17 protein-coding genes and 4 tRNA genes are annotated in these 26,135 nt (G+C 61.4%); 19 read left to right on the top strand and 2 right to left on the bottom strand.

Features of this window, described 5'->3' with window-relative positions; all coding sequences use genetic code 11:
* Positions 1 to 72 precede the first annotated feature (72 nt).
* Complete coding sequence (gene cysG, locus E6P07_RS07395) at positions 73 to 1,494, top strand: siroheme synthase CysG (protein WP_153975014.1); 1,422 nt, start codon at positions 73 to 75, stop codon at positions 1,492 to 1,494.
* A gap of 116 nt (positions 1,495 to 1,610) precedes the next feature.
* On the opposite strand, the gene E6P07_RS07390 is transcribed toward cysG, so the two are convergent.
* Positions 1,611 to 2,567 carry an AAA family ATPase gene (locus tag E6P07_RS07390; protein WP_153975013.1) on the bottom strand — a complete coding sequence of 319 codons (957 nt, stop codon included), beginning with the start codon at positions 2,565 to 2,567 and terminating at the stop codon, positions 1,611 to 1,613.
* A 654-nt stretch (positions 2,568 to 3,221) separates the two neighbouring features.
* On the opposite strand from E6P07_RS07390, the gene typA reads away from it, so the two are divergent.
* Positions 3,222 to 5,033 (top strand): translational GTPase TypA, encoded by a 1,812-nt coding sequence (typA, locus tag E6P07_RS07385; RefSeq protein ID WP_153975012.1) that lies wholly within the window; start codon positions 3,222 to 3,224, stop codon positions 5,031 to 5,033.
* 278 nt (positions 5,034 to 5,311) lie between these two features.
* Complete coding sequence (locus E6P07_RS07380; protein WP_153975011.1) at positions 5,312 to 6,793, top strand: OmpP1/FadL family transporter; 1,482 nt, start codon at positions 5,312 to 5,314, stop codon at positions 6,791 to 6,793.
* Positions 6,794 to 6,838: 45 nt separating this feature from the next.
* Here the strand turns inward: E6P07_RS07380 and E6P07_RS07375 are convergent, their stop codons facing one another.
* On the bottom strand, positions 6,839 to 8,176 hold the full coding sequence (locus E6P07_RS07375; protein ID WP_153975010.1) for a UDP-glucose dehydrogenase family protein: 1,338 nt from the start codon (positions 8,174 to 8,176) through the stop codon (positions 6,839 to 6,841).
* Between the two features lie 215 nt (positions 8,177 to 8,391).
* Between E6P07_RS07375 and E6P07_RS07370 the strand changes: the two genes are divergently transcribed.
* From E6P07_RS07370 to fusA, 16 genes are all read left to right on the top strand, one after another.
* Positions 8,392 to 8,476 (top strand) — tRNA-Tyr (locus tag E6P07_RS07370).
* A 62-nt stretch (positions 8,477 to 8,538) separates the two neighbouring features.
* Positions 8,539 to 8,612: transfer RNA gene (locus E6P07_RS07365), tRNA-Gly, on the top strand.
* A gap of 30 nt (positions 8,613 to 8,642) precedes the next feature.
* Positions 8,643 to 8,718: transfer RNA gene (locus E6P07_RS07360), tRNA-Thr, on the top strand.
* Between the two features lie 72 nt (positions 8,719 to 8,790).
* Complete coding sequence (gene tuf / locus E6P07_RS07355; protein ID WP_153974998.1) at positions 8,791 to 9,981, top strand: elongation factor Tu; 1,191 nt, start codon at positions 8,791 to 8,793, stop codon at positions 9,979 to 9,981.
* Between the two features lie 64 nt (positions 9,982 to 10,045).
* A tRNA-Trp gene (locus tag E6P07_RS07350) sits at positions 10,046 to 10,121 on the top strand.
* A 206-nt stretch (positions 10,122 to 10,327) separates the two neighbouring features.
* Positions 10,328 to 10,705 (top strand): preprotein translocase subunit SecE, encoded by a 378-nt coding sequence (secE, locus tag E6P07_RS07345; protein WP_153975009.1) that lies wholly within the window; start codon positions 10,328 to 10,330, stop codon positions 10,703 to 10,705.
* A 2-nt stretch (positions 10,706 to 10,707) separates the two neighbouring features.
* A complete protein-coding gene (gene nusG / locus E6P07_RS07340; protein WP_153975008.1) occupies positions 10,708 to 11,241 on the top strand; it encodes a transcription termination/antitermination protein NusG in 534 nt (177 codons plus the stop codon).
* A 139-nt stretch (positions 11,242 to 11,380) separates the two neighbouring features.
* Positions 11,381 to 11,815, top strand: coding sequence for a 50S ribosomal protein L11 (rplK, locus tag E6P07_RS07335; RefSeq protein ID WP_153975007.1), 435 nt, complete (start codon positions 11,381 to 11,383; stop codon positions 11,813 to 11,815).
* Between the two features lies 1 nt (position 11,816).
* The gene (rplA, locus tag E6P07_RS07330; RefSeq protein WP_153975006.1) at positions 11,817 to 12,512 is read left to right on the top strand and encodes a 50S ribosomal protein L1; all 696 of its coding nucleotides are present in this window, start codon (positions 11,817 to 11,819) and stop codon (positions 12,510 to 12,512) included.
* Positions 12,513 to 12,793: 281 nt separating this feature from the next.
* On the top strand, positions 12,794 to 13,321 hold the full coding sequence (rplJ, locus tag E6P07_RS07325) for a 50S ribosomal protein L10 (RefSeq protein WP_153975005.1): 528 nt from the start codon (positions 12,794 to 12,796) through the stop codon (positions 13,319 to 13,321).
* A 55-nt stretch (positions 13,322 to 13,376) separates the two neighbouring features.
* Positions 13,377 to 13,757 carry a 50S ribosomal protein L7/L12 gene (gene rplL / locus E6P07_RS07320; protein ID WP_153975004.1) on the top strand — a complete coding sequence of 127 codons (381 nt, stop codon included), beginning with the start codon at positions 13,377 to 13,379 and terminating at the stop codon, positions 13,755 to 13,757.
* 207 nt (positions 13,758 to 13,964) lie between these two features.
* Complete coding sequence (gene rpoB / locus E6P07_RS07315) at positions 13,965 to 18,149, top strand: DNA-directed RNA polymerase subunit beta (protein ID WP_153975003.1); 4,185 nt, start codon at positions 13,965 to 13,967, stop codon at positions 18,147 to 18,149.
* Positions 18,150 to 18,258: 109 nt separating this feature from the next.
* Positions 18,259 to 22,800: a DNA-directed RNA polymerase subunit beta' gene (gene rpoC / locus E6P07_RS07310; protein ID WP_153975002.1), complete on the top strand. Its 4,542-nt coding sequence runs from the start codon at positions 18,259 to 18,261 to the stop codon at positions 22,798 to 22,800.
* Positions 22,801 to 23,065: 265 nt separating this feature from the next.
* The gene (rpsL, locus tag E6P07_RS07305; RefSeq protein ID WP_153975001.1) at positions 23,066 to 23,440 is read left to right on the top strand and encodes a 30S ribosomal protein S12; all 375 of its coding nucleotides are present in this window, start codon (positions 23,066 to 23,068) and stop codon (positions 23,438 to 23,440) included.
* Between the two features lie 54 nt (positions 23,441 to 23,494).
* A complete protein-coding gene (gene rpsG, locus E6P07_RS07300) occupies positions 23,495 to 23,965 on the top strand; it encodes a 30S ribosomal protein S7 (RefSeq protein WP_153975000.1) in 471 nt (156 codons plus the stop codon).
* A 59-nt stretch (positions 23,966 to 24,024) separates the two neighbouring features.
* Positions 24,025 to 26,121: an elongation factor G gene (gene fusA / locus E6P07_RS07295; RefSeq protein WP_153974999.1), complete on the top strand. Its 2,097-nt coding sequence runs from the start codon at positions 24,025 to 24,027 to the stop codon at positions 26,119 to 26,121.
* Positions 26,122 to 26,135: the final 14 nt, after the last annotated feature.

Genomic DNA, 26,135 nt, shown 5'->3' with positions numbered 1-26,135 from the left:
ATATTAAGGATTTTCTAAAGCTAACTCAACGGAGCCATTCGGCCCCGTCCCATCTTGTAGCCAGAGAGCACCATGGATCTACTGCCCATCTTTCTCGACATGCAAGGCCGCCCATGTCTGGTGGTCGGCGGCGGCGCCACGGCGGCGCGCAAGGTCTCCAATCTGCTGCGCGCAGGTGCGTCCGTCACCCTCGTCGCGCCCGAATTGTGTGAGGCGCTGGCGCGCCAGGTCGCCTCTGGTGCCTTGCGGCACGAGGCGCGCCGTTTCGCGCCTACGGACATCTCCGGTCAGCGACTCGTCATCGCCGCCACTGATGACCGTGCGGTCAATCGACAGATCGCGCAGCTCGCCAAGGCCGCCGACATCCCGGTCAATGTCGTCGACGACCCGGATGCCTGTACCTTCGTGTTGCCCTCGATCGTCGACCGCTCGCCGGTGACGATTGCCGTCTCCAGCGGTAAGACCTCACCGGTGCTGGCACGCCTTTTGCGGACGCGGCTCGAGGCCCTGATCCCTGCCGGCTATGGGCGGCTGGCCGAGTTGAGCGGGCGCTATCGCGAGCGGGTCAAGGCGCGCTTCAGCGAACAGCGCGACAGACGCAGATTCTGGGATCGGGTGCTGCAAGGGGCGGTCGCCGAGCGGATTTTCGCCGGGCAGTTTCAGGAGGCCGAGGCCATCATCGAGCAAGAGTTGGCGCCGGATGCACTCGAGCGCGATATGGGTGAGGTCTATCTCGTCGGTGCCGGTCCGGGCGACCCGGATCTCATCAGTTTCCGCGCCCTGAGGCTGATGCAGCAGGCCGATGTCGTCGTGTATGATCGGCTCGTGGCCGCACCCATTCTCAATATGACGCGCCGCGACGCGCAGCGGATCTATGTCGGCAAGGAGCGCAACCATCACGCCATGCGCCAAGAAGAGATCAACCGGCTGCTCGCCGACTTGGCCAAGGACGGCCATCGGGTGCTTCGGCTCAAGGGGGGGGATCCCTTCATCTTCGGGCGCGGCGGTGAGGAGATCGACACCCTGGCGGCCGAGGGCGTGCCCTTTCAGGTCATTCCAGGGATCACGGCCGCCTCGGGCTGCGCGGCCTATGCAGGTATCCCGCTGACCCATCGCGACTATGCCCAGTCCGTGACCTTCGTCACCGGGCACCTGAAGGACGGCACCATCGACCTGAACTGGCCGGCGCTCGCTCAACCGAACCAGACCGTCGTCTTTTATATGGGCCTCGTGGGTCTGCCGGTCATCGTCGAGCGGCTCATGGCGCACGGTGTGCCTCCCGAGATGCCCATCGCCCTGGTCCAGCAGGGCACGACCCATCTGCAGCGGGTCTATACCGGCACCCTAGCGACCATCCGCGCGATCGTCGAGGCCGATCCGCCTTCGCCGCCGACGCTCTTGATCGTTGGCGAGGTGGTCAAGTTACGCGATAAGCTGAACTGGTACAGTCCGCCGGATGAGCCTGTGCAGGGGGCGACGACCTCGATCGTATGATCGACGGGGCTGAATCATTCAGTCGTGCTCTGCTAAAGCTGGCTTGCACAGGCTTGCGTAGGGGCGTGAATGATTTAAGCCACGGGCGGATGTGACCGCTCATAAAATCCAAGCCCTCACGGAATCGCGACCAAACTGAGCAACCGCTTGATAAAGGCATCCGTCGTCACCCCCTCGGCCTCGGCCTCGAAGGTCAGCAGGATGCGATGACGCAGGATCTCAGGCGCGACCGACTGGATATGATGGGGTGTGACGAAGGTCTCGCCATCCAGCCAGGCGCGCGCCCGCGCACAACGCGCTAGCGCAATACTGGCGCGCGGCGAGGCCCCGAAACGACACCAACGCCCCAGATCCCGGTCATAGAGCTTCGGATGGCGCGTCGCCTGCACCAGATCGACGATATAGTGATTTAGCCTGGGATCGAGATAGATCTCAGCCACAGCGCGCCGCATCGCAAACAGCTCCGCCTGACTCAGTCGCCTGGACGGCGGCGTCGGATGATGCCGCTGCTGCTCGCTGTCGAGCTCCAGGATCCGAAGCTCCTCATCACGATTCGGATAGGTCACGACCGCCTGCATCAAAAAGCGGTCGAGCTGCGCCTCGGGCAGGTGATAGGTGCCCTCCTGCTCGACTGGATTCTGGGTCGCGAGCACCATGAAAAGCTGGGGCAGGGGATAGGTCTTTTGACCGACCGTGATCTGACGTTCGGCCATCGCCTCCAGCAAGGCCGATTGCACCTTGGCCGGTGCCCGGTTGACCTCGTCGGCCAGCAGCAGATTGTGGAACAGCGGCCCCTGACGAAACTCAAACTCGCCCTTCTCATGGCGATAGATGTCGGTGCCGATCAGATCCGAGGGCAACAGATCCGGCGTGAACTGAATGCGATGGAAATCGCCCTCGATCGACTCGGCCAGCGCCTTGACCGCTGTGGTCTTGGCCAGCCCCGGCATGCCCTCGACCAAGAGATGACCATCGCTTAACAGACAGACCAACATGCTGTCGATGAATGCCTGCTGGCCAATGATGCGTGAGGCGATATGATCGCGAACGGCTTGGAGATCGCTGGACGTCATGCGCGTTTTTTCTCGGGTCCGATGGTGGCTGGGTGGCGTCCCTCTGAATCGGGGCAGACCGCGTGTGTCAGGGTCGAGGGGCTGTTTTGTACGCCGGAATCCTATGCTGAGTCTTTTCCAGCGTCGGTGCAAGCCCGTCGTACCGACGATTTGTTCACAGGTCGCACCCATCCACCTCGCCCCAAGACCCCGGCTCTGGTCAGCGCGAGCCCTTTGTCAATGTCTTAACTAAGGTGTTGATAATAAAGATTTTTTTAGGCGGTCAAAATGCGACCGATCTGTTTTTCGTCCAGCAACCACGCGCCCTGGAGGCCAATGAACGAAAGTTGTCCACAGACTTATCCACAGGTTCTGTTGGTATCTCGAAAAAATCCAAGCCGGACCAAGTGTTGCGGAATCATGACAAGATCCTCCCCGAACAATCCTCGCTAGATTGTCCCCGGGATAGGTCTTGCCATCCACCAGGCCGACAGCGTTCAGTCGCCGCGGCGCAAGACACAGCACGCGATTCGTCCGTCGAACGGATATAATCCCACCGAGGCCGAATCCAGTCACATCCATCCCCGGCTACAATCTCGTTTCCCGCCAGACACCCCGATTCCGAAGCCCGAATCCATCCGTCAATTTAAGCCTCCGCACTCGGAGTCCAGTCCTGTGATCGAACATCTTCGTAACATCGCCATCATCGCCCATGTCGATCATGGTAAGACCACGCTCGTAGACAAGCTGTTGCAGCAGTCCGGTACGCTGGGCGACCGCTTTGGCCCGATCGAACGGGTGCTGGATTCCAACGCGCTCGAGCGGGAGCGCGGCATCACCATCCTAGCGAAGAACACCGCGATCCGCTGGAACGACTACCGCATCAACATCGTCGACACCCCCGGACACGCCGACTTCGGCGGCGAGGTCGAGCGCGTGTTGTCGATGGTCGACTCGGTACTGCTCCTGGTCGATGCCCAGGAAGGCCCCATGCCCCAGACCCGTTTCGTCACCAGCAAGGCGTTTGCCCATGGTCTGCGCCCGATCGTGGTCATCAACAAGATCGATCGCCCAGGCGCACGTCCCGCCTGGGTCATCGATCAGGTGTTCGACCTGTTCGACCGGCTCGGTGCCAGCGACGAGCAGCTCGATTTTCCCATCGTCTACGCCTCGGCCCTGAACGGCTATGCGGGCCTGACCGAGGACGTGCGCTCGGGCGATATGACCCCGCTGTTTGAGGCCATCGTCCAGCACTGCCCGGCGCCCCAGGTCGATCCCGAGGCGCCGTTCCAGATGCAGGTCTCGACCCTCGACTACAACCCCTATGTTGGGGCCATCGCCGTCGGGCGCATCCGCCGCGGGCGCGTCAGGCCCAACCAGTCGGTGGTCGTGGTCAAACCCGACGGCACGCGCCACAAGGCCAAGGTTGGTCTGGTCTATGGCTATCTGGGACTCGAGCGCTATGAGGTGGCCGAGGCCAGCGCCGGCGACATCGTGGCCCTGACCGGCATCGAGGCGCCCAATGTCTCGGATACCCTGTGCGATCCCGAGCACGTCCAGGCGCTTCCAGCGCTCACTGTCGATGAGCCGACCGTGACCATGACCTTTCAGGTCAACACCTCGCCCTTTGCCGGACGTGAGGGCAAGTACCTGACCTCGCGTCAACTCAAGGAGCGTCTCGAACGCGAGCTGATCCATAACGTCGCGCTGCGCGTCGAGGAGGGCAATGACCCCGAGAAGTTCCGGGTCTCCGGGCGCGGTGAGCTGCACCTGGCGATCCTGCTCGAAAACATGCGCCGCGAAGGTTTCGAGCTGGCCGTGTCGCGTCCCGAGGTCATCTTCCGCGAGATCGACGGCCAGATCTGCGAGCCCTATGAACAGCTCACGGTCGATATCGAGGAGGGCTGTCAGGGCGCCGTGATGCAGGCACTCGGCGAGCGGCGCGGAGAATTGAAGGACATGGTGCCCGACGGCAAGGGCCGGGTACGCCTCGATTATGAGATCCCGACCCGAGGTCTGATCGGTTTCCAGACCGAGTTCATGTCCTTGACCTCGGGCACCGGACTCAAATACCACGTCTTCGAACGCTATCGTCCGGTCCAGCCGGGCGCGATCGCGCGGCGTCGTAACGGGGCCATGATCTCGAACGCCACCGGCAAGGCGCTCGGCTATGCGTTGTTCAATCTCCAGGAGCGCGGGCGGATGCTGGTCTCGCCCGGTGAAGAGGTTTATGAGGGTCAAGTGGTCGGCATCCACGCGCGCGACAATGACCTGACCGTCAATCCGCTCAAGGCCAAGCAGCTGACCAACATCCGCGCCGCCGGCTCGGACGAGAACATCCTGCTCACACCGCCGATCAGGTTTACCCTGGAGCAGGCGCTGGAGTTCATCGAGGACGACGAACTGGTCGAGATCACCCCGAGCGCGATCCGCGTGCGCAAACGTCATCTCAAGGAGAGCGAGCGCAAGCGGGCGAACCGGGGCTGATTGGAGGCGGCTTGGTTCCTCAGATTTTTACCCTATGATGCATCCTCTGCGCGGCTCGCATCGATCGATTGATTTTTGACAATCCGTTGTCTCCCGACCCAATATCGCGGTGAGGAGTTCAGGGTGTCTCGGTGCCCCATCCTGTCCTGACCGGATGGCGTCTGCCTTGGCCTTTGAGCCTTCACTCCGCATGGGATCCATGCGGATTCGGTGAGAGTGGATCGATATCGATCAAAGATCGATGGCCTTATAAAAACTTGCAGGGGGCATCCCAAATTATGAAGACGAGAATCAGGCATTCGCTAGCCCTGGCCTTGGTGACCGCCGGTGCGATTCCGGTCACGGCCTCAGCCACCAACGGCTATCTTTCACACGGCTGGGGCGTGCGTTCCAAGGCCATGGCCGGCGTGGCTACGGCCCTGCCGCAGGACACGCTGGTTGCAGCAACCAACCCAGCCGGGATGGCCGTCATCGGCTACGGCTTCGATGTCGGGGCGTCCTTCTTCAGCCCCTCGCCGCGCGGCTACAAGGCCAACAATGATTATGCGACCCAGGAGATCCAGACCGGTCAGGGAACCTTCACCCTGCCGGCGGGCGGCTTCGTCACGCCCGGGGAGTATGACAGCAGCGACGACTGGTTTCTGGTTCCGAGCTTCGGTTACAACCACCCGCTCGACGAGCGCAGCACCATCGGCATCACGGTCTTTGGTAATGGCGGGATGAATACGCGCTACAAGAGCCGCGCCCCCTTCGAGAACTTCTCGGTCTATCCCAACCAGCGTGTCGGCGCCTATCCGGACGGCAGTGTCGGCCCCTATTTCGACTTCTCGTCGGGGCGACCCATGCCGATCACGGACCCGGTGCCCGGCACGATCAACGGCAATCCAAACGGGATCTACACCGCTACGACCCCGACCGGCATCAATCTGGAACAGCTCTTCATCGAGATCCCCTATACCCTGAAGCTCGGCGACGGCAATCAGTCCGTGGGTATCGCGCCCGTGTTCGCGATCCAGCGATTCGAGGCCACCGGACTCGAACCCTTCAAGCAGATGTCAGTGAATCCGGACAAGGTCACCAACAACGGCGATGACTGGAGCTATGGCTGGGGCCTGCACTTCGGTTGGTACGGACAGGTCACAGACCAGCTTGCGCTCGGCGCTTCCTATCGCACGACGATCTGGATGAGCAAGTTCGATGAATATGCCGGTCTCTTCGCCGATGGAGGTTCCTTCGACATCCCGGCGATGTTCAATCTGGGTCTTGCCTACAAGGCTCGTCCGAACCTCACCCTCGCCTTCGACTATCAGCACATCTTCTATGACGAGACCGACTCGATCGCCAACTCCAACGACGCGGATCTCACCGCCTGTCAGCAGGTCGGGCCGAAGCCGTCCTATTGTCTCGGGGGCAACAGCGGCGTCGGTTTCGGCTGGGACAGCATGGATGTGCTCAAGCTGGGGCTGAGCTACGAGGCCAATGACCGCCTGACCCTGATGGGCGGTGTGAGCTACAACACCGACTTCCTGAAATCTGATCGCCAGGGGCTGTTCAATGTCCTGTCTCCGGCGACCATCCGCTGGCACTGGACGCTCGGCGCGGCCTACAAGGCGACCAAGTCGGACGAGTTCTCGATCGCGCTCGCCTACATGCCCGAGGCCACCTTCGACGGCACCAGTCCGACCCTGACCCAGACCCAGTCTGGTAGTCTCTATATGGAGCAGTTCGAGATCAGTGTCGGCTGGAGTCACCGCTTTTGATGGGGTTCCGGCCGGCGTGGTGGGTCTGCGTCGGCCGGAGATGGGTCAGGCGGGTTTCAAGGGTGCGCGTCCGATGGAGACATAGGTCAGGCCGGCGGCACGGGCGAGCGATCCATCGAGGATGTTGCGTCCGTCAAAGATGACCGGGATGCGCAGTCGGGATCGGATCGCATTGAAATTGGGACTGCGGAATTGCGACCATTCGGTCACGACTACCAGTGCGTCGGCGCCATCCAAGGCGGAGAGGGCGTCATTGACCAGGATCAGGTCTGGGCGCTCACCGTAGATCCGCCGGGCCTCATCCATGGCTACCGGATCATAGGCCCGGACCCTTGCCCCAGCCTCCCAAAGCGCCTCCATCAGCACCCGGCTGGATGCCTCGCGCATATCGTCGGTATTGGGCTTGAAGGATAGACCCCAGATGGCGATGGTTTTACCCCCCAGCTCACCGCCAAAATAGTCGTTGAGCTTTCTGAATAGCACTGTCTTCTGGCGGAAATTCACGGCCTCGACCGCCCGTAAGAGCTCGGCCTCATAGCCCAGCCCGCGCGCCGTGCGCTCCAGGGCACGCACGTCCTTGGGGAAGCAGGAGCCGCCATAGCCGCAGCCTGGATAGATGAACTGATAGCCAATACGTGGATCGGAGCCGATTCCGACACGCACCTTCTCGATGTCAGCGCCGACCGCCTCGGCGATGTTCGACAACTCGTTCATGAAGCTGATCTTGGTCGCCAGCATGGCGTTGGCGGCGTACTTGGTCAGCTCGGCGGAGCGCACATCCATCAGCATCAGCCGGTCGTGACTGCGATTGAAGGGGGCATAGAGCGCGCGCAGCAGCTCCGCCGTGCGCGGATTGTCGGTACCGACGATGATACGGTCCGGACGCATGAAGTCCTCGATCGCTGCGCCTTCCTTGAGGAACTCGGGGTTAGAAACGACATCGAACTCGACCGTTCGACCCAAGCGTGCCTGCACCTCGCGCACTGTATCGGCCACCCTGTCGGCCGTACCTACAGGCACTGTCGATTTGTTGACCAGGATGCGGTACTCGGTCATGTGTTCGGCGATGGCACGCGCCACCGCCAGAACGTATTGCAGATCGGCCGAGCCGTCCTCGTCAGGCGGTGTGCCGACGGCGATGAACTGGAACAGTCCGTGCTCGACGCCAGCCTTGGCGTCCGTCGAGAAGCGCAGCCGACCGGCCGTGCGGTTGGACTGGATCATCTCGTCGAGTCCAGGCTCGTAGATCGGCACCCCCCCGCTGTTGAGTAGATCGATTTTGTGCGGATCGATGTCGATGCAGAGCACGTTGTTGCCTACCTCGGCCAGACAGACGCCCGTCACGAGTCCCACATAGCCCGTACCAAAGATCGTTACATCCATCGTTGGAATTCTCGGATAATCGTCGAGGATTTAGGAATTAAGCTCTTTATGCTAGCAGCTTGGGTTGCGTGACTGCATGACGAACGCATTGTAGCCCGTCCGCGCGTGCCGGCGAGGCACCGGTGCCGCCTCGATGCAACCCTGGCTGATGGTTACCTGTTCAAAATACATATTGACGGGGCTCTGAGTTCGCCCATACAATCCGCCGCTCATTTGGAGGGGTTCCCGAGCGGTCAAAGGGATCAGACTGTAAATCTGACGGCTCAGCCTTCGGAGGTTCGAATCCTCCCCCCTCCACCAAAGCAGGTGGTGTTCGTTGCGATTGACGTTCTCGCCGACGTCCGATGCCGTTCGACGCCTTCGCGGGTGTAGTTCAATGGTAGAACCTCAGCCTTCCAAGCTGATGGTGTGGGTTCGATTCCCATCACCCGCTCCAGGTTTTGTGCGAGGGGTCATTTGAGTTTTTGCCCATGTAGCTCAGTCGGTAGAGCACACCCTTGGTAAGGGTGAGGTCACCGGTTCAATTCCGGTCATGGGCTCCATATCTGTTTATTGAGAGTCTTGTGCGCTCTTAAGGCGCGCTCAGTCGATTTGCTACATGCGGGGAGCCGTTCATGTCCAAAGAAAAATTTCAACGTAGTAAGCCGCACGTCAATGTAGGCACGATTGGCCATGTTGACCACGGCAAGACCACGCTGACGGCGGCGATCACCACGCATCAGGCGAAGAAGTACGGAGGCGAGGCGAAGGCCTATGATCAGATTGACAATGCGCCGGAGGAGCGTGAGCGCGGCATCACCATTGCGACGGCGCATGTGGAGTATGAGAGTGCCAAGCGCCACTATGCGCATGTGGACTGTCCGGGTCATGCGGACTATGTGAAGAACATGATCACGGGTGCGGCGCAGATGGATGGGGCGATTTTGGTGGTGTCGGCGGCGGATGGTCCGATGCCGCAGACGCGGGAGCATATTTTGCTGGCGCGTCAGGTGGGGGTGCCGTACATCGTGGTGTATCTGAACAAGGCTGACATGGTGGACGATCCGGAGCTGTTGGAGCTGGTGGAGATGGAGGTGCGCGAGCTGCTGTCCAGTTATGACTTTCCGGGGGACGAGACGCCGATCATTGTGGGGTCGGCGAAGCTGGCGTTGGAAGGTGTGGACAGTGAGATTGGAGGTCAGTCGATTGACCGGCTGATGGAGGCGCTTGACAGTTATATTCCGGAGCCGGAGCGTGCCATTGATGGTCCGTTCCTGATGCCGATTGAGGATGTGTTTTCGATCTCGGGGCGAGGGACGGTGGTGACGGGGCGCGTGGAGCGTGGGGTCATCAAGGTTGGAGATGAGGTGGCGATTGTTGGTCTGCGCGACACGGCCAAGACCACCTGCACTGGGGTGGAGATGTTCCGCAAGCTGCTGGATCAGGGTCAGGCGGGTGACAACATTGGGGTGTTGCTACGCGGGACCAAGCGCGAAGAGGTGGAGCGAGGTCAGGTGCTGGCCAAGCCGGGGTCGATCACGCCGCACACCCATTTTGAGGCGGAGGTCTATGTGCTCTCCAAGGAGGAGGGAGGGCGTCACACGCCCTTTTTCAATGGCTATCGTCCGCAGTTTTATTTTCGCACCACGGATGTTACTGGGGCGTGCGAGTTGCCTGAAGGCGTTGAGATGGTGATGCCGGGTGACAACATTAAGATGACGATCAAGCTGATTGCGCCGATCGCTATGGAAGAGGGTCTGCGCTTTGCTGTGCGCGAAGGCGGTCGCACCGTCGGCGCAGGTGTGGTTTCCAAGATCATCGAGTAATCTGCGATGAGGGTGGCGCGAGGCCGTCCTTGGGTTTTGCGTCTGTCCCCATCGCTTCGAGTTTAGGCCAGTAGCTCAATTGGCAGAGCAGCGGTCTCCAAAACCGCAGGTTGGGGGTTCGAGTCCCTCCTGGCCTGCCATTCAAGTCGCCGACGTCGCTTCTGTTCGGGGCGGTTTTGGCGAAAATCCCCTAGCTCTGCGTGAGTCAGCGAGGCTTCCTGTTGGGCGCGTTTTGATGGTCTATCTCAGGCCGCGTTTCGCTGAAGTCCGTTGGTTTTGATGTGCTGTATTCGAGCCAGAAAGCTAAATTTGTCGCGCTAGACGCGGTTTGAAAATAGGCGAATTCATGAGTTCACGCACAGAGACCGGCGGTGCCGGCTTGGATTTTCTCAAGCTGGGTGGTGCTGCATTCCTTTTGGTTGGCGGTATCCTGGCCTTTTATTATTTCTCCGAAGTCTCGACGCTGCTGCGCGTGATCGTGCTGCTGGTGATCAGCGGCGGGGCGGCAGCCATCGCCTTCCAGACCGAACGCGGTCGTGCGCTCTGGCAGTTCATCTCCGATTCGCGCATGGAGGTGCGCAAAGTCGTCTGGCCCTCGCGACAAGAAACCCTGCAGACGACCCTGGTGGTCGTGGTCATGGTGCTGCTCCTCGGTATCGTCCTCTGGCTATTCGACATGATCCTGATGTCGATCCTGCGATTCCTGACTGGCCAGGGGGGTTAAGAATGTCCAGGCGTTGGTATGTCATTCATGCCTACTCGGGCTTCGAGGGGCAGGTCAAGCGTTCTCTGGAGGAGCGCATCAAGCGCGCAGGGCTCGAGGATCTATTTGGTCAAATCCTGGTGCCCACCGAGGAAGTAGTCGAGATGCGAGGCGGGCAACAGCGCAAGAGCGAACGCAAGTTCTTCCCAGGCTATGTCCTCGTTCACATGGAATTGACCGACGAGACCTGGCATCTGGTCAAAAACGTACCTAAGGTCATGGGCTTTATCGGCGGTACGGGCGATCGCCCGGCCCCCATCCCGGACGCCCAGGCCGAGGCCATCCTACGACGTTTGCAGGAAAGCGGCGAGAAACCCCGTCCAAAGGTAATCTACGAGCCGGGCGAGGTGGTGCACGTTATCGACGGTCCCTTCACCGATTTCAATGGCGTGGTCGAAGATGTCGACTATGACAAGAGTCGCGTCAAGGTCTCGGTGCTCATCTTTGGTCGTTCGACGCCGGTCGAGCTGGAATTCTCCCAGGTTGAAAAGGGGTGAAGATCGCGGCATGTGCGCCCGCGTGAACTGAAGTCTGGCCGCCTGTCCTCTTGGGACGCGGCCTCCCAATCCCCTGTTGGGGGCTTACACATGGGGAGCCGGGTAATCCTCCGGCGCTTGCACCCACTGGAGACTCATCATGGCAAAGAAGATCACTGCCTACATCAAGTTGCAGGTGAAGGCCGGCGAAGCGACTCCCAGCCCGCCGGTCGGTCCTGCACTTGGTCAGCACGGCCTCAACATCATGGAGTTCTGCAAGACGTTCAATGCGCGTACGCAGGACATGGAAAAGGGCACACCAACGCCCGTGATCATCACGGTCTACTCGGATCGCAGCTTCACCTTCATCACCAAGACCCCGCCAGCCTCGATCCTGCTTAAAAAGGCCGTTGGCATCAGCAGCGGCAGTGCCAAGCCGAACACCAACAAGGTCGGAACCGTCACGCGCGAGCAGCTCGAACAGATCGCTGCCATCAAGATGCCCGATCTGACCGCCGCCGACATGGACGCCGCCGTGCGTACCATCGCCGGCAGTGCGCGGTCCATGGGTCTGAATGTCGAGGGGGTGAATTGATATGGCGCGTCTCAGCAAGCGTGTGCGTGCGATCCGGGAGCGTGTCGAGCCCGGCAAGCTCTATCCGGCTGACGAGGCCTTTGCCCTGCTCAAGGAGTTGTCCCAGGTCAAATTCAACGAGAGCATCGATGTCGCGGTCAACCTCGGCGTTGATCCGCGCAAATCCGATCAGGTCGTTCGTGGTTCGACCGTGTTGCCGCACGGCATCGGCAAGACCGTGCGCGTGGCGGTCTTCGCTCAGGGTGCCGCGGCGGATGCAGCGCGCGAAGCCGGGGCCGACAAGGTTGGCTTCGAGGATCTGGCCGAAGAGATGAAGGCCGGTCAGCTCGACTACGACGTGGTCATCGCCTCGCCCGATGCCATGCGCATCGTCGGTCAGCTCGGTAAGGTGCTGGGTCCGCGTGGCCTGATGCCCAACCCCAAGGTCGGCACCGTATCCCCGGATGTGGCTGAGGCCGTGCGCAATGCCAAGGCCGGTCAGGTGCGCTATCGCACCGACAAGGCAGGCATTGTCCACTGCCCGCTCGGCAAGGTCGATTTCGAGCCCAACAAGCTGCGCGAGAACCTCGAGGCCCTGCTTGGCAGCCTGATGAAGGCCAAGCCGACGGCGGCCAAGGGTATTTATATGAAGAAGGTCACGGTCTCCAGCACCATGGGGCCGGGCCTGACGGTCGACCATTCGGCGTTGACCTTCTGATCTAGGGTGTCGGCCCTCGGGTCGGCACGCTTGGAGACTGAGTTTTCTTTGAGGTCTCGGGCATCGCTGGAGACCGTCAAAGACCGCGGGTGTCCGAGGTGCCATCAAGGATGATGGCATAAGGACTTAATGCCCACCATGCCCGCGCAGACGGTGCTCCCGAGTCAGATCCTTAGCTGATGACGGCGCACAAACCTGGCGAGCGGGCCCCTCACTGGAGGTGAAGGACCCGCTCGCCGCCCGGTTATGACCGGGTTCCAATGTCAGGAGAGGTGACGACAGTGGCGCTGAATTTTGCGCAAAAAGAAGCAATCGTCGCCGAAGTCGCGGAAGTTGCAAAGAGCGCCTATTCGGCCATCGCAGCCGAATACCGGGGCCTGACCGTCGAGCAACTGACCAAGCTGCGCGTGGAGGCACGCAAGGCCGGGGTCTATGTGCGCGTGGTCAAGAATACCCTGGCCAGACGCGCGCTGGAAGACACGGATTTCGCCTGCATGCGAGATGGGCTCGTCGGCCCGATGATCCTCGCCTTCTCGCAGAACGATCCGGGTTCGGTTGCGCGCGTCCTGGAGCCCTTCGCCAAGGAGCACGACAAGTTCCAGGTGCGCCTCATCGCCCTGGGCGGCAAGCTGCTCGCCCCATCCGAGATCGGCACTCTGGCCAAGATGCCGACCTACGATCAGGCGATCAGTCTGCTCATGGCGACCATGAAGGCTCCGGTTCAGAAGCTCGCTGCAACGCTCAACGAGGTGCCCGGCAAGCTCGTCCGCACTATCGCCGCGATTCGCGATGCCAAGGAAGCCGCTTAAGGCGCGTCTTCCATCTATCAGCTATCCGATCAACCGTATTTTTCAGGAGAAACCCATGGCCGTTTCGAAAGACGAGATTCTCGAGGCGATTGGCAACATGACCGTACTCGAGGTCGTCGACCTCATCAGCGCGATGGAACAGAAGTTCGGCGTGACCGCGGCGGCTGCCGTGGTAGCCGCAGCTCCGGCTACCGCTGCCGCCGAGGCTGCTCCAGTCGAAGAGCAGACCGAGTTCAATGTCGTCCTGACCTCGTTCGGCGCCAACAAGGTCGGCGTCATCAAGGCCGTACGCTCCCTCACCGGCCTGGGTCTGAAGGAGGCCAAGGATGCCGTCGAAGGTGTTCCGACCGTCTTGAAGGAAGGGGTGTCTAAGGCCGAGGCCGAGGCGGCGAAGAAGGCGCTCGAGGAGGCTGGCGCCACGGTCGAGATCAAGTAACGGCGCATTGCGTCGTTATTCGTTCGATCAAGTCAGCGAGGCTGGCGGCGGTAAGCCGCCGGCCTTTTCCCATTGGATTCGGCAAATCCAATGGGATGGCGCGCCTGAATCCGGGCGTATCTTGATTCCGATTGCAAGTTTCGAGTCATCCGCATTCGTGTTCACGCCCCGTCAGGGACTCACGCAAGCATCTCGAGGGAAGGCATCATGGCCTATTCGTTCACCGAAAAGAAGCGCATCCGCAAAGACTTCGGCAAGCGTCCCAGCATCCTGGACGTCCCCTTCCTGCTGGCAACGCAGATCGACTCCTATCGCGAGTTCCTGCAAGCCGATGTACCGGCCGAGGAGCGCCGGGAGGTTGGGTTGCATGCAGCCTTCAAGTCCGTATTCCCCATCGAGAGCTACTCGGGCAACGCCGTCCTGGAGTATGTCAAATATCGTTTGGGCGAGCCCGTGTTCGACGAACGCGAGTGTCATCTACGCGGCGCAACCTTCGCCGCCCCGTTGCGGGTGCTGCTGCGACTGGTGATCTATGATAAGGATGCACCGACCGGCTCTAAGGTCGTCAAGGATGTGCGCGAGCAGGAGGTCTATATGGGCGAGCTGCCGCTCATGACCGAGACTGGCACCTTTATCATCAATGGTACCGAGCGCGTCATCGTCTCTCAACTCCACCGTTCGCCCGGCGTCTTCTTTGACCACGACAAGGGCAAGACCCATTCCTCGGGCAAGCTATTGTTCTCGGCACGCGTCATTCCCTATCGCGGCTCCTGGCTCGACTTCGAGTTCGATCCCAAGGACAACGTCTTTGTGCGTATCGATCGTCGGCGCAAGTTGCCGGCCACGGTGCTGCTGCGCGCGCTCGGCTATGGCGTTGAAGACATCCTGGCGCGTTTCTTCGAGACCGACACCTTCCGTCTCCATGGTCGGACCGTCACGCTTGACCTCGTGCCCGAACGTCTGCGCGGCGAGACCATCGGCTTCGATGTGAAGATCGGCGACGAGGTTCTGGTTGAAGCCGGTCGGCGCGTGACTGCCAAGCATATCCGCGCGCTCCAGAAGGCCGATATCGATCGGCTGGAAGTCCCGGCGGATTTTCTGCTCGGACGCATCCTGGCCCGGGCCCAGGTCGATCCGGAGACTGGGGAGGTCCTCGCCGCGGCCAATGATCCGATCACGCCTGAGCTGCTGGAGACCCTGTTTCAGAAGGGCATCGAGACCTTGGAGACACTATTCGTCAATGATCTCGACCAGGGGCCTTATATCTCCGAGACCCTGCGTCTCGATCCCACAACCAATGATCTGGATGCCCAGATCGAGATCTATCGCATGATGCGTCCCGGTGAGCCGCCGACCAAGGAGGCCGCCCAGAACCTCTTCCATAATTTGTTCTTCACCCCCGACCGCTATGACCTCTCGGCGGTTGGTCGCATGAAGTTCAATCTTCGACTCGGTCGCACCGACGAGAAGGGTCCAGGCGTCCTCTATGACGGGCGCTATTTCTCGACCCGGACCGATGATTTCTCTAAATCGCTCTTCGAACGGTATGGCGAGGACCAGTCGGATATCATCGATGCCATGAAGGTCTTGGTCGAGCTGCGCAATGGCCGCGGCATGGTCGATGACATCGATCATCTGGGCAATCGCCGCATCCGTTGTGTTGGCGAGATGGCCGAGAACCAGTTCCGCGTCGGTCTGGTGCGGGTCGAGCGCGCGGTCAAGGAGCGTCTGTCGCTGGCCGAGTCCGAGGGACTGATGCCGCAGGAGCTCATCAATGCCAAACCGGTGTCGGCTGCGATCAAGGAGTTCTTCGGCTCCAGTCAGCTCTCGCAGTTCATGGATCAGAACAACCCGCTGTCCGAGGTGACGCACAAGCGGCGGGTCTCGGCGCTCGGTCCCGGTGGTCTGGCGCGTGAGCGGGCCGGCTTCGAGGTGCGCGACGTGCATCCGACCCACTATGGCCGGGTCTGTCCGATCGAGACCCCTGAGGGGCCCAACATCGGTCTGATCAACTCGTTGGCGGTCTATGCCCGCACCAACTCCTACGGCTTTTTGGAGACCCCTTATCGCAAGGTCGAAAACGGTCGTGTCACCGAACAGATCGACTATCTGTCGGCGATCGAGGAGGGCAACTTCGTCATCGCCCAGGCCAATGCCACCCTGGATGCAGACGGTCGGCTCACCGATGCCTTGGTCTCCTGCCGTCATGCCAACGAGTTCACCCTGCGCACGCCCGAGGAGGTCCAGTACATGGACGTCTCGCCGCGTCAGATCGTCTCGGTGGCGGCCTCGCTGATCCCCTTCCTGGAGCACGACGACGCCAACCGCGCCCTCATGGGCTCGAACATGCAGCGTCAGGCCGTGCCGACCCTGCGTGCCGAGAAGCCCCTGGTCGGTACCGGCATGGAGCGCGTGGTGGCACGTGACTCAGGCGTGTGCGTGGTCGCGCGGCGCGGCGGTGTCGTCGAGTCGGTCGATGCCGCACGGATCGTGGTGCGCGTCAACGACGAGGAGGCGGCCAAGACACCGGATGTGCCGGGGGTCGACATCTACAACCTGACCAAGTACACCCGATCCAACCAGAACACCTGTATCAATCAGCGTCCGCTGGTCAAACTGGGCGATGTGATCGCGCGCGGCGATATCCTGGCTGATGGTCCCTCGACCGACATGGGCGAGCTGGCCCTGGGTCAGAACCTGCGCGTGGCCTTCATGCCCTGGAACGGCTACAACTTCGAGGACTCGATCCTGATCTCGGAGCGCGTGGTGCAGGAGGATCGCTTTACCACCATCCATATCGAGGAGCTCTCCTGCCTGGCGCGCGACACCAAGCTCGGGCCGGAGGAGATCACGAGCGACATCCCGAATGTCGGCGAGTCGGCGCTCTCCAAGCTCGACGAATCCGGCATCGTCTATGTCGGCGCCGAGGTACGCGACGGCGACATCCTGGTCGGCAAGGTCACGCCGAAGGGCGAGACCCAGCTTACCCCGGAGGAGAAGCTCTTGCGCGCCATCTTTGGCGAGAAGGCCTCCGACGTGAAGGACACCTCGCTGCGTCTGCCCTCGGGCATGAATGGCACCGTGGTCGATGTTCAGGTCTTTACCCGCGACGGCGTCGAGAAGGATAAGCGCGCCCTCGAGATCGAGGAGATGGAACTGGAACGGGTGCGCAAGGACTTTGCCGATCAGCAGCGCATCATGGAGAACGACACCTTCCAGCGTGTCGAGCGGCTCCTGGTGGGCAAGGTCGCCGACGGTGGTCCGGACGGACTCCGCCCGGGTTCCGAGATCACCAAAGACTATCTGGACGCGCTCCAGTCCAAAGGGTCGCGCGATGCCTGGTTCGAGATCCGGGTACGCGACGAGGATGTTGCCACCCAGCTCGAGGCCATCGCCGCCCAGGTCAAGCAACAGCGCGAAGACTTCCGCGAGCGCTATGAGGCCAAAAAGCGCAAGATCGCCAGCGGCGACGAACTGCCACCGGGTGTGCTCAAGATGGTCAAGGTCTATGTCGCCGTGAAGCGTCGCATCCAGCCCGGCGACAAGATGGCCGGACGTCACGGGAACAAGGGCGTCATCTCCAAGGTGGTCCCGGTCGAGGACATGCCGTTCTCGGCCGACGGCGTGCCGGTCGATATCGTGCTCAACCCCCTTGGCGTGCCTTCACGCATGAACGTCGGTCAGGTGCTAGAGACCCATCTCGGGTGGGCGGCCCAGGGGTTGGGCGAGAAGATCGGGCGGATGCTGCAACGCCAGGCCACGGTCGGCGAGCTACGCGACTTCCTGGAGCAGATCTACAACGCCAGCAGCGGTAAGCACGAGGACCTGGCGAGCCTGTCGGACGCGGAGATCCTGGAGTTGGCGCGCAACCTGACCCAGGGTGTGCCCCTGGCGACCCCGGTGTTCGATGGCGCGACCGAGGAGGAGATCAAGGCCATGCTCAAGCTCGCCGACCGCGACAACTCCGCACAGGGCATCCCGAGCGGTCAGACCATTCTGTTTGACGGTCGCACCGGCGATCCCTTCGAGCGTCCGGTCACCGTGGGTTACATGTACATGATCAAGCTCAACCACCTGGTCGACGACAAGATGCATGCCCGCTCGACTGGTCCCTATAGCCTGGTCACGCAGCAGCCCCTGGGCGGTAAGGCCCAGTTTGGCGGTCAGCGCTTCGGCGAGATGGAGGTCTGGGCGCTCGAGGCCTATGGTGCGGCCTACACACTCCAAGAGATGCTGACGGTCAAGTCCGATGACGTCAACGGGCGCACCAAGATGTACAAGAACATCGTGGATGGAGATCACCGCATGGAGGCCGGCATGCCCGAATCCTTCAACGTGCTGGTCAAGGAGATCCGCTCGCTCGCCATTAACGTCGAGCTCCAGCAGGATTGATGTCGGGAGGAGCGGTTGGCGTCCAGCAGTCAGTTTCCAGCCTCCAGCGTTCAGCAGCGATCGGCTTTCAGAAGCTGGTCACTGGGGGCTTAAAACGGAGATCAAGGTCTTGAAAGATCTAATCAAAATCATCAAGCAACAGGATCAGGTACGCGAATTCGATGCAATCAAGATCGGGCTAGCTTCGCCCGAGATGATCCGCTCCTGGTCCTATGGCGAGGTCAAGAAGCCCGAGACCATCAACTATCGCACCTTCAAGCCGGAGCGCGACGGGCTGTTTTGCGCCAAGATCTTCGGGCCTACTACCGACTACGAGTGTCTCTGTGGCAAGTACAAGCGTCTGAAGCATCGCGGCGTGGTGTGCGAGAAGTGCGGGGTCGAGGTGACCCTGGCCAAGGTGCGCCGCGAACGGATGGGTCACATCGAGCTGGCCAGTCCTGTGGCCCACATCTGGTTCCTCAAGTCGCTGCCCTCGCGTATCGGTCTCCTGCTCGACATGACCCTGCGCGACATCGAGCGCATCCTCTATTTCGAGTGCTTCGTCGTCATAGACCCGGGTATGGTCCCGGATCTCGAACGTGGTCAGCTGCTCACCGACGAGCAGTATCTCGAGGTGCTCGAGGCCAATGGCGACGAGTTCGACGCTCGGATGGGCGCCGAGGCCATCTACGAACTGCTGCGCAGCATCGATATGCCCACCGAGATCCGGCGCATGCGCGAGGAGATCGAGTCGACCAACTCCGAGACCAAGCTCAAAAAGCTCGCCAAGCGACTCAAGCTCATGGAGTCGCTGCAGGCCTCCGGCAATCGTCCTGAGTGGATGATCCTCACCGTGCTGCCGGTGCTACCTCCCGAGCTGCGTCCCTTGGTGCCGCTCGACGGCGGGCGTTTTGCGACCTCGGACCTCAATGACCTCTATCGACGCGTCATCAACCGCAACAATCGTTTGAAGCGTCTGCTCGATCTGATCGCGCCCGATATCATCGTGCGCAACGAGAAGCGCATGCTGCAGGAGGCGGTCGATGCCCTACTCGACAACGGGCGGCGCGGGCGTGCGCTCACAGGCACCAACAAACGCCCATTGAAGTCGCTCGCCGACATGATCAAGGGCAAGCAGGGGCGCTTCCGTCAGAACCTGCTCGGCAAGCGGGTCGACTACTCGGGTCGCTCGGTCATCGTCGTGGGCCCGACGCTCAAGCTGCATCAGTGCGGTCTGCCCAAGCGCATGGCCCTGGAGCTGTTCAAACCCTTCATCTTCAGCAAGCTTCAGTTCCGCGGGCTGGCGGCCACCATCAAGGCGGCCAAAAAGATGGTCGAGCGCGGCACGCCCGAGGTCTGGGACATCCTGGAGGAGGTGATCCGTGAGCATCCGGTGCTGCTCAACCGCGCCCCAACCCTGCATCGTCTCGGCATCCAGGCCTTTGAACCGGTGCTGATCGAGGGCAAGGCGATCCAGCTCCATCCGCTGGTCTGTACCGCCTTCAACGCTGACTTCGACGGCGACCAGATGGCCGTGCACGTGCCGCTGTCGCTGGAGGCGCAGCTGGAGGCACGCGCCCTGATGATGGCCACGAACAACATCCTCTCGCCCGCCAACGGCGAGCCGATCATCGTCCCCTCGCAGGACGTGGTGCTGGGTCTTTATTACATGACCCGCGAACGCATCGGCGCCAAGGGCGAGGGTGCGCTGTTTGCCGACATCGACGAGGCCCGCCGTGCCTACGAGACAGGACACGCCGATCTGCATGCACGCTGCACCGTGCGTATCCGTGAGGTCATCAAGAACAAGGACGGCAGCCTGACCGAGCACACCAGCCTCAAAGAGACGACCGTCGGGCGTGCCCTGGTGTTCGCCATCGTGCCCAAGGGTCTGCCCTTTGATCTGGTGGATCGTCCGCTGGGCAAGAAGCAGATCTCGCTGCTGATCAACACCTGTTATCGCCGTCTAGGACTCAAGGACACCGTGGTCTTTGCCGACCAGATCATGTACCTGGGTTTCCGCATGGCCACCCGTGCTGGTATCTCCATCGGGCTCGATGACATGGAGGTGCCGCACGATGCGCAGGACCCCAAGATGGACAAGGGGGCGCTGCTGGCCGCTGCCGAGGCGGAGGTCAAAGAGATCCAGGAGCAATACGTGGCGGGTCTGGTGACAAACGGCGAGCGCTACAACAAGGTCGTGGATATCTGGTCGCGCACCAATGATCAGGTCGGCAAGGCGATGATGGCCAAGTTGGGCACGGACCTGGCCAAGACCAATCCCGGCTATGAGGCCGAGCGTCTGGTCAACGAGTATCGACAAGCGGCGCTATCGGCGGTTAGTCCCGAGGGCGAGGCGGCGCTGCGGGCCATCTTCGCCGAATGGCGCACTGAGCTGCGGGCGGCGGTCCGGGCCCTAGCACGCGAGGAACTGAGCCTGGAGGCGTTCAATGCCCGTTTCGACGAGCTGACCGCGCGCTATCGACCCGAGGTCATGGCCAGGCTCGATCCCGAGCGCATCAAGACCTCCGAGGGTCGCGAGCGCCTGGCGAGCGGGCTCAAGGACGCGCCGATGCGCCTGGTCAGGGAGCGCAAGCAGGATTCGTTCAACTCCATCTACATGATGGCCAACTCCGGCGCCCGTGGCTCGGCGGCCCAGATCCGCCAGCTCGCCGGGATGCGCGGCCTGATGGCCAAGCCGGACGGCTCTATCATCGAGACGCCGATCACGGCGAACTTCCGCGAGGGTCTGAACGTCATCCAATACTTCATCTCCACCCATGGCGCGCGTAAGGGTCTGGCCGACACCGCGCTCAAGACCGCCAACTCGGGGTATCTAACCCGGCGTCTGGTCGATGTGGCGCAGGACATGGTCGTGCTCGAAGAGGACTGCGGTACCGAGCAAGGTCTGCTCATGGCCCCGATCATCGAGGGCGGCGACGTGGTCGAGCCGCTGCGCGAGCGTATCCTCGGGCGCGTGGCGGCGGTCGATATCTATCGACCTGGTAGTGACGAACTGCTGTGCAAGGCCGGGACCCTACTCGATGAGGCCTGGGTCGAACGTCTCGAGGAGGCGGGTATCGACCAGGTGCGGGTGCGTTCGCCCATCACCTGCGAGTCGCGACTCGGCGTCTGCGCCCAGTGTTACGGGCGCGATCTGGCGCGCGGTCATCGCGTCAACATTGGGGAGGCAGTCGGCGTCATCGCCGCTCAGTCGATTGGCGAGCCGGGTACCCAGCTTACCATGCGCACCTTCCACATCGGTGGCGCGGCCTCGCGGGCGGCCGCCGTCAGCAGCATCGAGATCAAGAGCAGTGGCTCGGTGCGCCTACACAACATCAAGACGGTGCAACATCATTCGGGTAACCTCGTGGCCGTCTCCCGCTCGGGAGAACTGATCGTCAGCGACGAGTTGGGTCGCGACAAGGAGCGCTACAAGGTCCCCTATGGCGCCACCCTTCGGGTCAATGACGGCGACACGGTCAAGCCGGGCGACATCGTCGCGACCTGGGATCCGCACACCCATCCTGTCATCACCGAGGTGGCTGGTCGACTGAAATTCGAGGACTTCGAAGAAGGCGTGACCGTGCAGACCCAGACCGATGACGTGACCGGCCTGACCTCGCGGGTGGTCATCGATCCCAAGCAGCGCGCGGCAGCGGGCAAGGATCTGCGACCGATGGTCAAGCTGCTCGATGAAGACGGCAACGAACTGAACTTGGCCGGCACCGACATCCCAGCGCGCTATTACCTGACCGCGGGCGCCATCGTCAGCGTGGCCGATGGCGCTCAGGTGGAGGTGGGCGACATCCTGGCGCGTATCCCGCAAGAGTCCTCCAAGACCCGCGACATCACCGGCGGTCTGCCGCGCGTCGCGGACCTGTTCGAGGCGCGCAAGCCCAAGGAGCCAGCGTTGCTCGCCGAGGCCAGCGGCACCATCAGCTTTGGCAAGGACACCAAGGGCAAGCAACGTCTGATCATCACCACCGACGACGGCGAGACGATCGAGGAGCTGATCCCGAAGTGGCGTCACGTCAACGTCTTCGAGGGCGAGCGCGTGGAGCGCGGCGAGATGATCGCCGACGGTGAGCTGTCTCCGCACGATATCCTGCGTCTGAAGGGTGTCACGGCACTGGCTGAGTATCTGGTCAAGGAGATTCAGGACGTCTATCGCCTGCAGGGCGTGAAGATCAACGACAAGCACATCGAGGTTATCGTCCGCCAGATGCTGCGCAAGGTCGAGGTCACGGCCCCGGGGGACACCCGCTTGTTGCGTGGCGAGCAGGTCGATCGTACGGTGCTGATCGAGGAGAACAGGCGCGTCATGGCCGAGGGCAAGCAGCCGGCCCTCTATGAGCCACTGCTGCTTGGCATCACCAAGGCCTCGCTGGCCACCGAATCCTTTATCTCGGCGGCCTCCTTCCAGGAGACCACGCGCGTGCTCACTGAAGCGGCGGTGCGTGGTTCGGTCGATCGACTGACGGGGCTTAAGGAGAACGTCATCGTTGGTCGGCTCATCCCGGCCGGTACGGGATTGTCGTACCATCAGGAGCGGCGCAGAAAGCGTATGCAAGACTCTGGCAAGGTCGAGATGGCGCCCGAGGATCTAGAACGGGCGCTCAAGAAGGCGCTCAATACCCCGGAGGCAACGGGCGCCTCCGAAGGTCACTGACTCATTGGGATAAAGGCGCCTGGATCGATCAGACGATTGACACGACCCAGGCGGTATCCCTATACTTCCACGTCTCGGCTAGCCGATGTTCTATCGGCTAGCTTCATTTTTTATCCGAATTCCCCGGCTCGGGCCCTTTGTGTGTCCGAGCGCTGAGCAGACGATTGCCTCTGATGCGCGATGGCATCAAGTCAAATCCGCGCGGGTCTCGTTTGGCTCCAAAATGAAGAATCATGGCGCGAGGGCGCCCTGGAGACTCAATCGCATGGCAACGATCAACCAACTCGTCCGCAAGCCTCGCAAGCGGAAGGTGGCAAAAACCAATGTGCCCGCCCTCGAGGCCTGTCCGCAGCGTCGCGGGGTCTGCACGCGCGTCTATACCACCACCCCTAAAAAGCCGAACTCGGCGCTGCGCAAGGTGGCTCGCGTGCGTCTGACCAACGGTTATGAGGTCGCATCCTATATCGGTGGCGAGGGTCACAATCTTCAGGAGCACTCGGTGGTTCTGATCCGCGGCGGTCGTGTCAAGGATTTGCCGGGCGTGCGCTACCATACCGTGCGCGGAACCTTGGATACCTCGGGTGTCGAGAAGCGTCGTCAGGGTCGCTCCAAGTACGGTGCCAAGCGTCCGAAGAAGTGATCGCGCGCTGATGCGACCCAGACTACAACGAATACGTCGGAGCCTTTAGAGACCATGCCAAGAAGACGTGTTGTCGCTCGTCGTCAAGTCCTTCCAGATCCCAAACATGGAAGCGAGTTGTTGACCAAGTTCATCAACATGATGATGGAGGACGGTAAAAAGTCCGTCGCTGAACGCATCATCTACGCCGCCCTGGATCAGATCGCCGAAAAAAAGGGTGGAAATCCGGTCGATCTGCTCGAGCAGGCGATGGAAAACGTGCGTCCGGTAGTCGAGGTCAAGTCGCGTCGTGTTGGTGGTGCCACCTATCAGGTTCCGGTCGAGGTGCGTCCGACCCGTCGCAACTCGCTGGCCATGCGCTGGCTGATCGACTCAGCGCGCAAGCGGTCCGAAAAATCCATGGCTCAGCGCCTGGCGGCTGAGCTGATGGATGCGGCTGAGTCGCGTGGCGCGGCTGTGAAGAAGAAGGAAGACACTCACCGCATGGCTGAGGCCAACAAGGCCTTCTCACATTACCGCTGGTAATCCTGCGGTCTTGCGTTCGTTTTTTTGAGTTCTTTAGGATCATCAGGGCGGATTCAGTCGTGGCACGTAGTACACCCATCGAGCGGTATCGCAATCTTGGCATCATGGCGCACATCGATGCCGGAAAGACCACTACCACGGAGCGCATCCTGTTTTACACGGGTGTCTCGCACAAGATCGGCGAGGTGCACGACGGTGCCGCCACCATGGACTGGATGGAACAAGAGCAGGAGCGTGGCATCACCATCACCTCCGCCGCGACCACCTGCTTCTGGAAAGGGATGGATAGGTCCCGTCCCGAGTATCGCATCAATATCATCGACACCCCCGGACACGTCGACTTCACCATCGAGGTCGAGCGCTCGTTGCGCGTCCTTGACGGTGCCTGCGCGGTCTTCTGTGCGGTCGGCGGTGTTGAGCCTCAATCCGAGACCGTCTGGCGTCAGGCCAACAAGTACGGTGTGCCGCGCCTCGCGTTCGTCAATAAGATGGACCGCATGGGTGCCAACTTCCTGCGCGTCGTCTCCCAGGTCAAGGAGCGTCTAAGCGCCAACCCTGTCCCGATCCAATTGCCGATCGGCGCCGAAGAGGGCTTCAAAGGCGTCGTCGATCTCATCAAGATGAAGGCCATCCTGTGGGACGAGGAGTCCAAGGGTACCAAGTTCGAATATGCCGAGGTCCCGCCCGACATGGTCGCGGCCTGCGAGGAGTGGCGCGAGAAGCTGGTCGAGGCCGCCGCCGAGTCCAGCGAAGAGCTGATGGAGAAATATCTCGAAGGCGAGTCTTTGACCGAGGACGAGATTCGGGTCGGTCTGCGCGCGCGGACGCTGAAGAACGAGATCGTGCCCATGTTGTGTGGCTCGGCCTTCAAGAATAAGGGCGTGCAGGCCATGCTGGACGCCGTGATCGACTATCTGCCGTCCCCGGTCGATATCCCTGCGATCAAGGGTATCCTCGATGACAAGGATGGGACCGAGGCTGAGCGCAAGCCGTCCGATGACGAATCCTTCTCGGCGCTGGCGTTCAAGATCGCGACCGATCCCTTCGTCGGCACCCTAACCTTCTTTCGGGTCTATTCGGGTGTGCTCAATTCGGGTGATACCGTCTACAACCCGGTCAAGGGCAAAAAGGAGCGCGTTGGCCGCATTCTGCAGATGCACGCCAACCAGCGCGAGGAGATCAGGGAGGTTCGTGCCGGCGACATCGCGGCGGCGGTTGGTCTGAAGGATGTTACTACGGGTGATACCCTGTGTGATCCCAACAATATCATCATCCTGGAACGCATGGAGTTCCCCGAGCCGGTCATCTCGGTCGCGGTCGAGCCCAAGACCAAGGGCGACCAGGAAAAGATGGGGATCGCGCTGCAGAAACTGGCGCAAGAAGACCCGTCGTTCCGCGTCCATACCGATGAAGAATCCGGTCAGACCATCATCTCCGGCATGGGCGAGCTGCATCTGGAGATCATCGTCGACCGCATGCGTCGCGAGTTCAAGGTCGAGGCCAATGTCGGCGCGCCCCAGGTCAGCTATCGCGAGACGATCCGCGCCACCGTCGAGCAGGACACCAAGTTCGCCCGTCAGTCTGGTGGTCGTGGTCAGTACGGTCACGTCATGATCCGGGTCGAGCCGCTGGAGTCCGGCAAAGGCTATGAGTTCGTCAATGCCATCGTCGGCGGTGCCGTGCCGAAGGAATACATCCCGGCGGTCGACAAGGGGATCCAGGAGGCCATGAAGAACGGTGTCCTGGCCGGCTTCCCCATGGTCGATATCCGGGTCACCCTCTATGACGGCTCCTATCATGAGGTCGACTCGAGCGAAATGGCGTTCAAGATCGCCGGCTCCATGGCCCTCAAGGAGGCTGCGGCCAAGGCCAAGCCGGTGCTGCTGGAGCCGATCATGAGGGTCGAGGTGGTCACGCCCGAGGAGAACATGGGCGACGTCATGGGCGACATCAACAGCAGGCGCGGCATGATCCAGGGCATGGATGATTCTCCAGCGGGCAAGATCATCCGGGCCGAGGTTCCGCTGTCGGAGATGTTCGGTTACGCCACCGACCTGCGCTCGGCGACCCAGGGTCGCGCGACCTACAGCATGGAATTCTGTAGATACAGTGAGGTTCCCGCCAGCATTGCCGAGGCGGTCTCCAAGAAGAAGTAACGATTCATCCGAAG

Source organism: Thermochromatium tepidum ATCC 43061 (assembly GCF_009664085.1).
GTDB lineage: Bacteria > Pseudomonadota > Gammaproteobacteria > Chromatiales > Chromatiaceae > Thermochromatium > Thermochromatium tepidum.
This window is presented reverse-complemented; position numbering and strand designations above follow the sequence as displayed.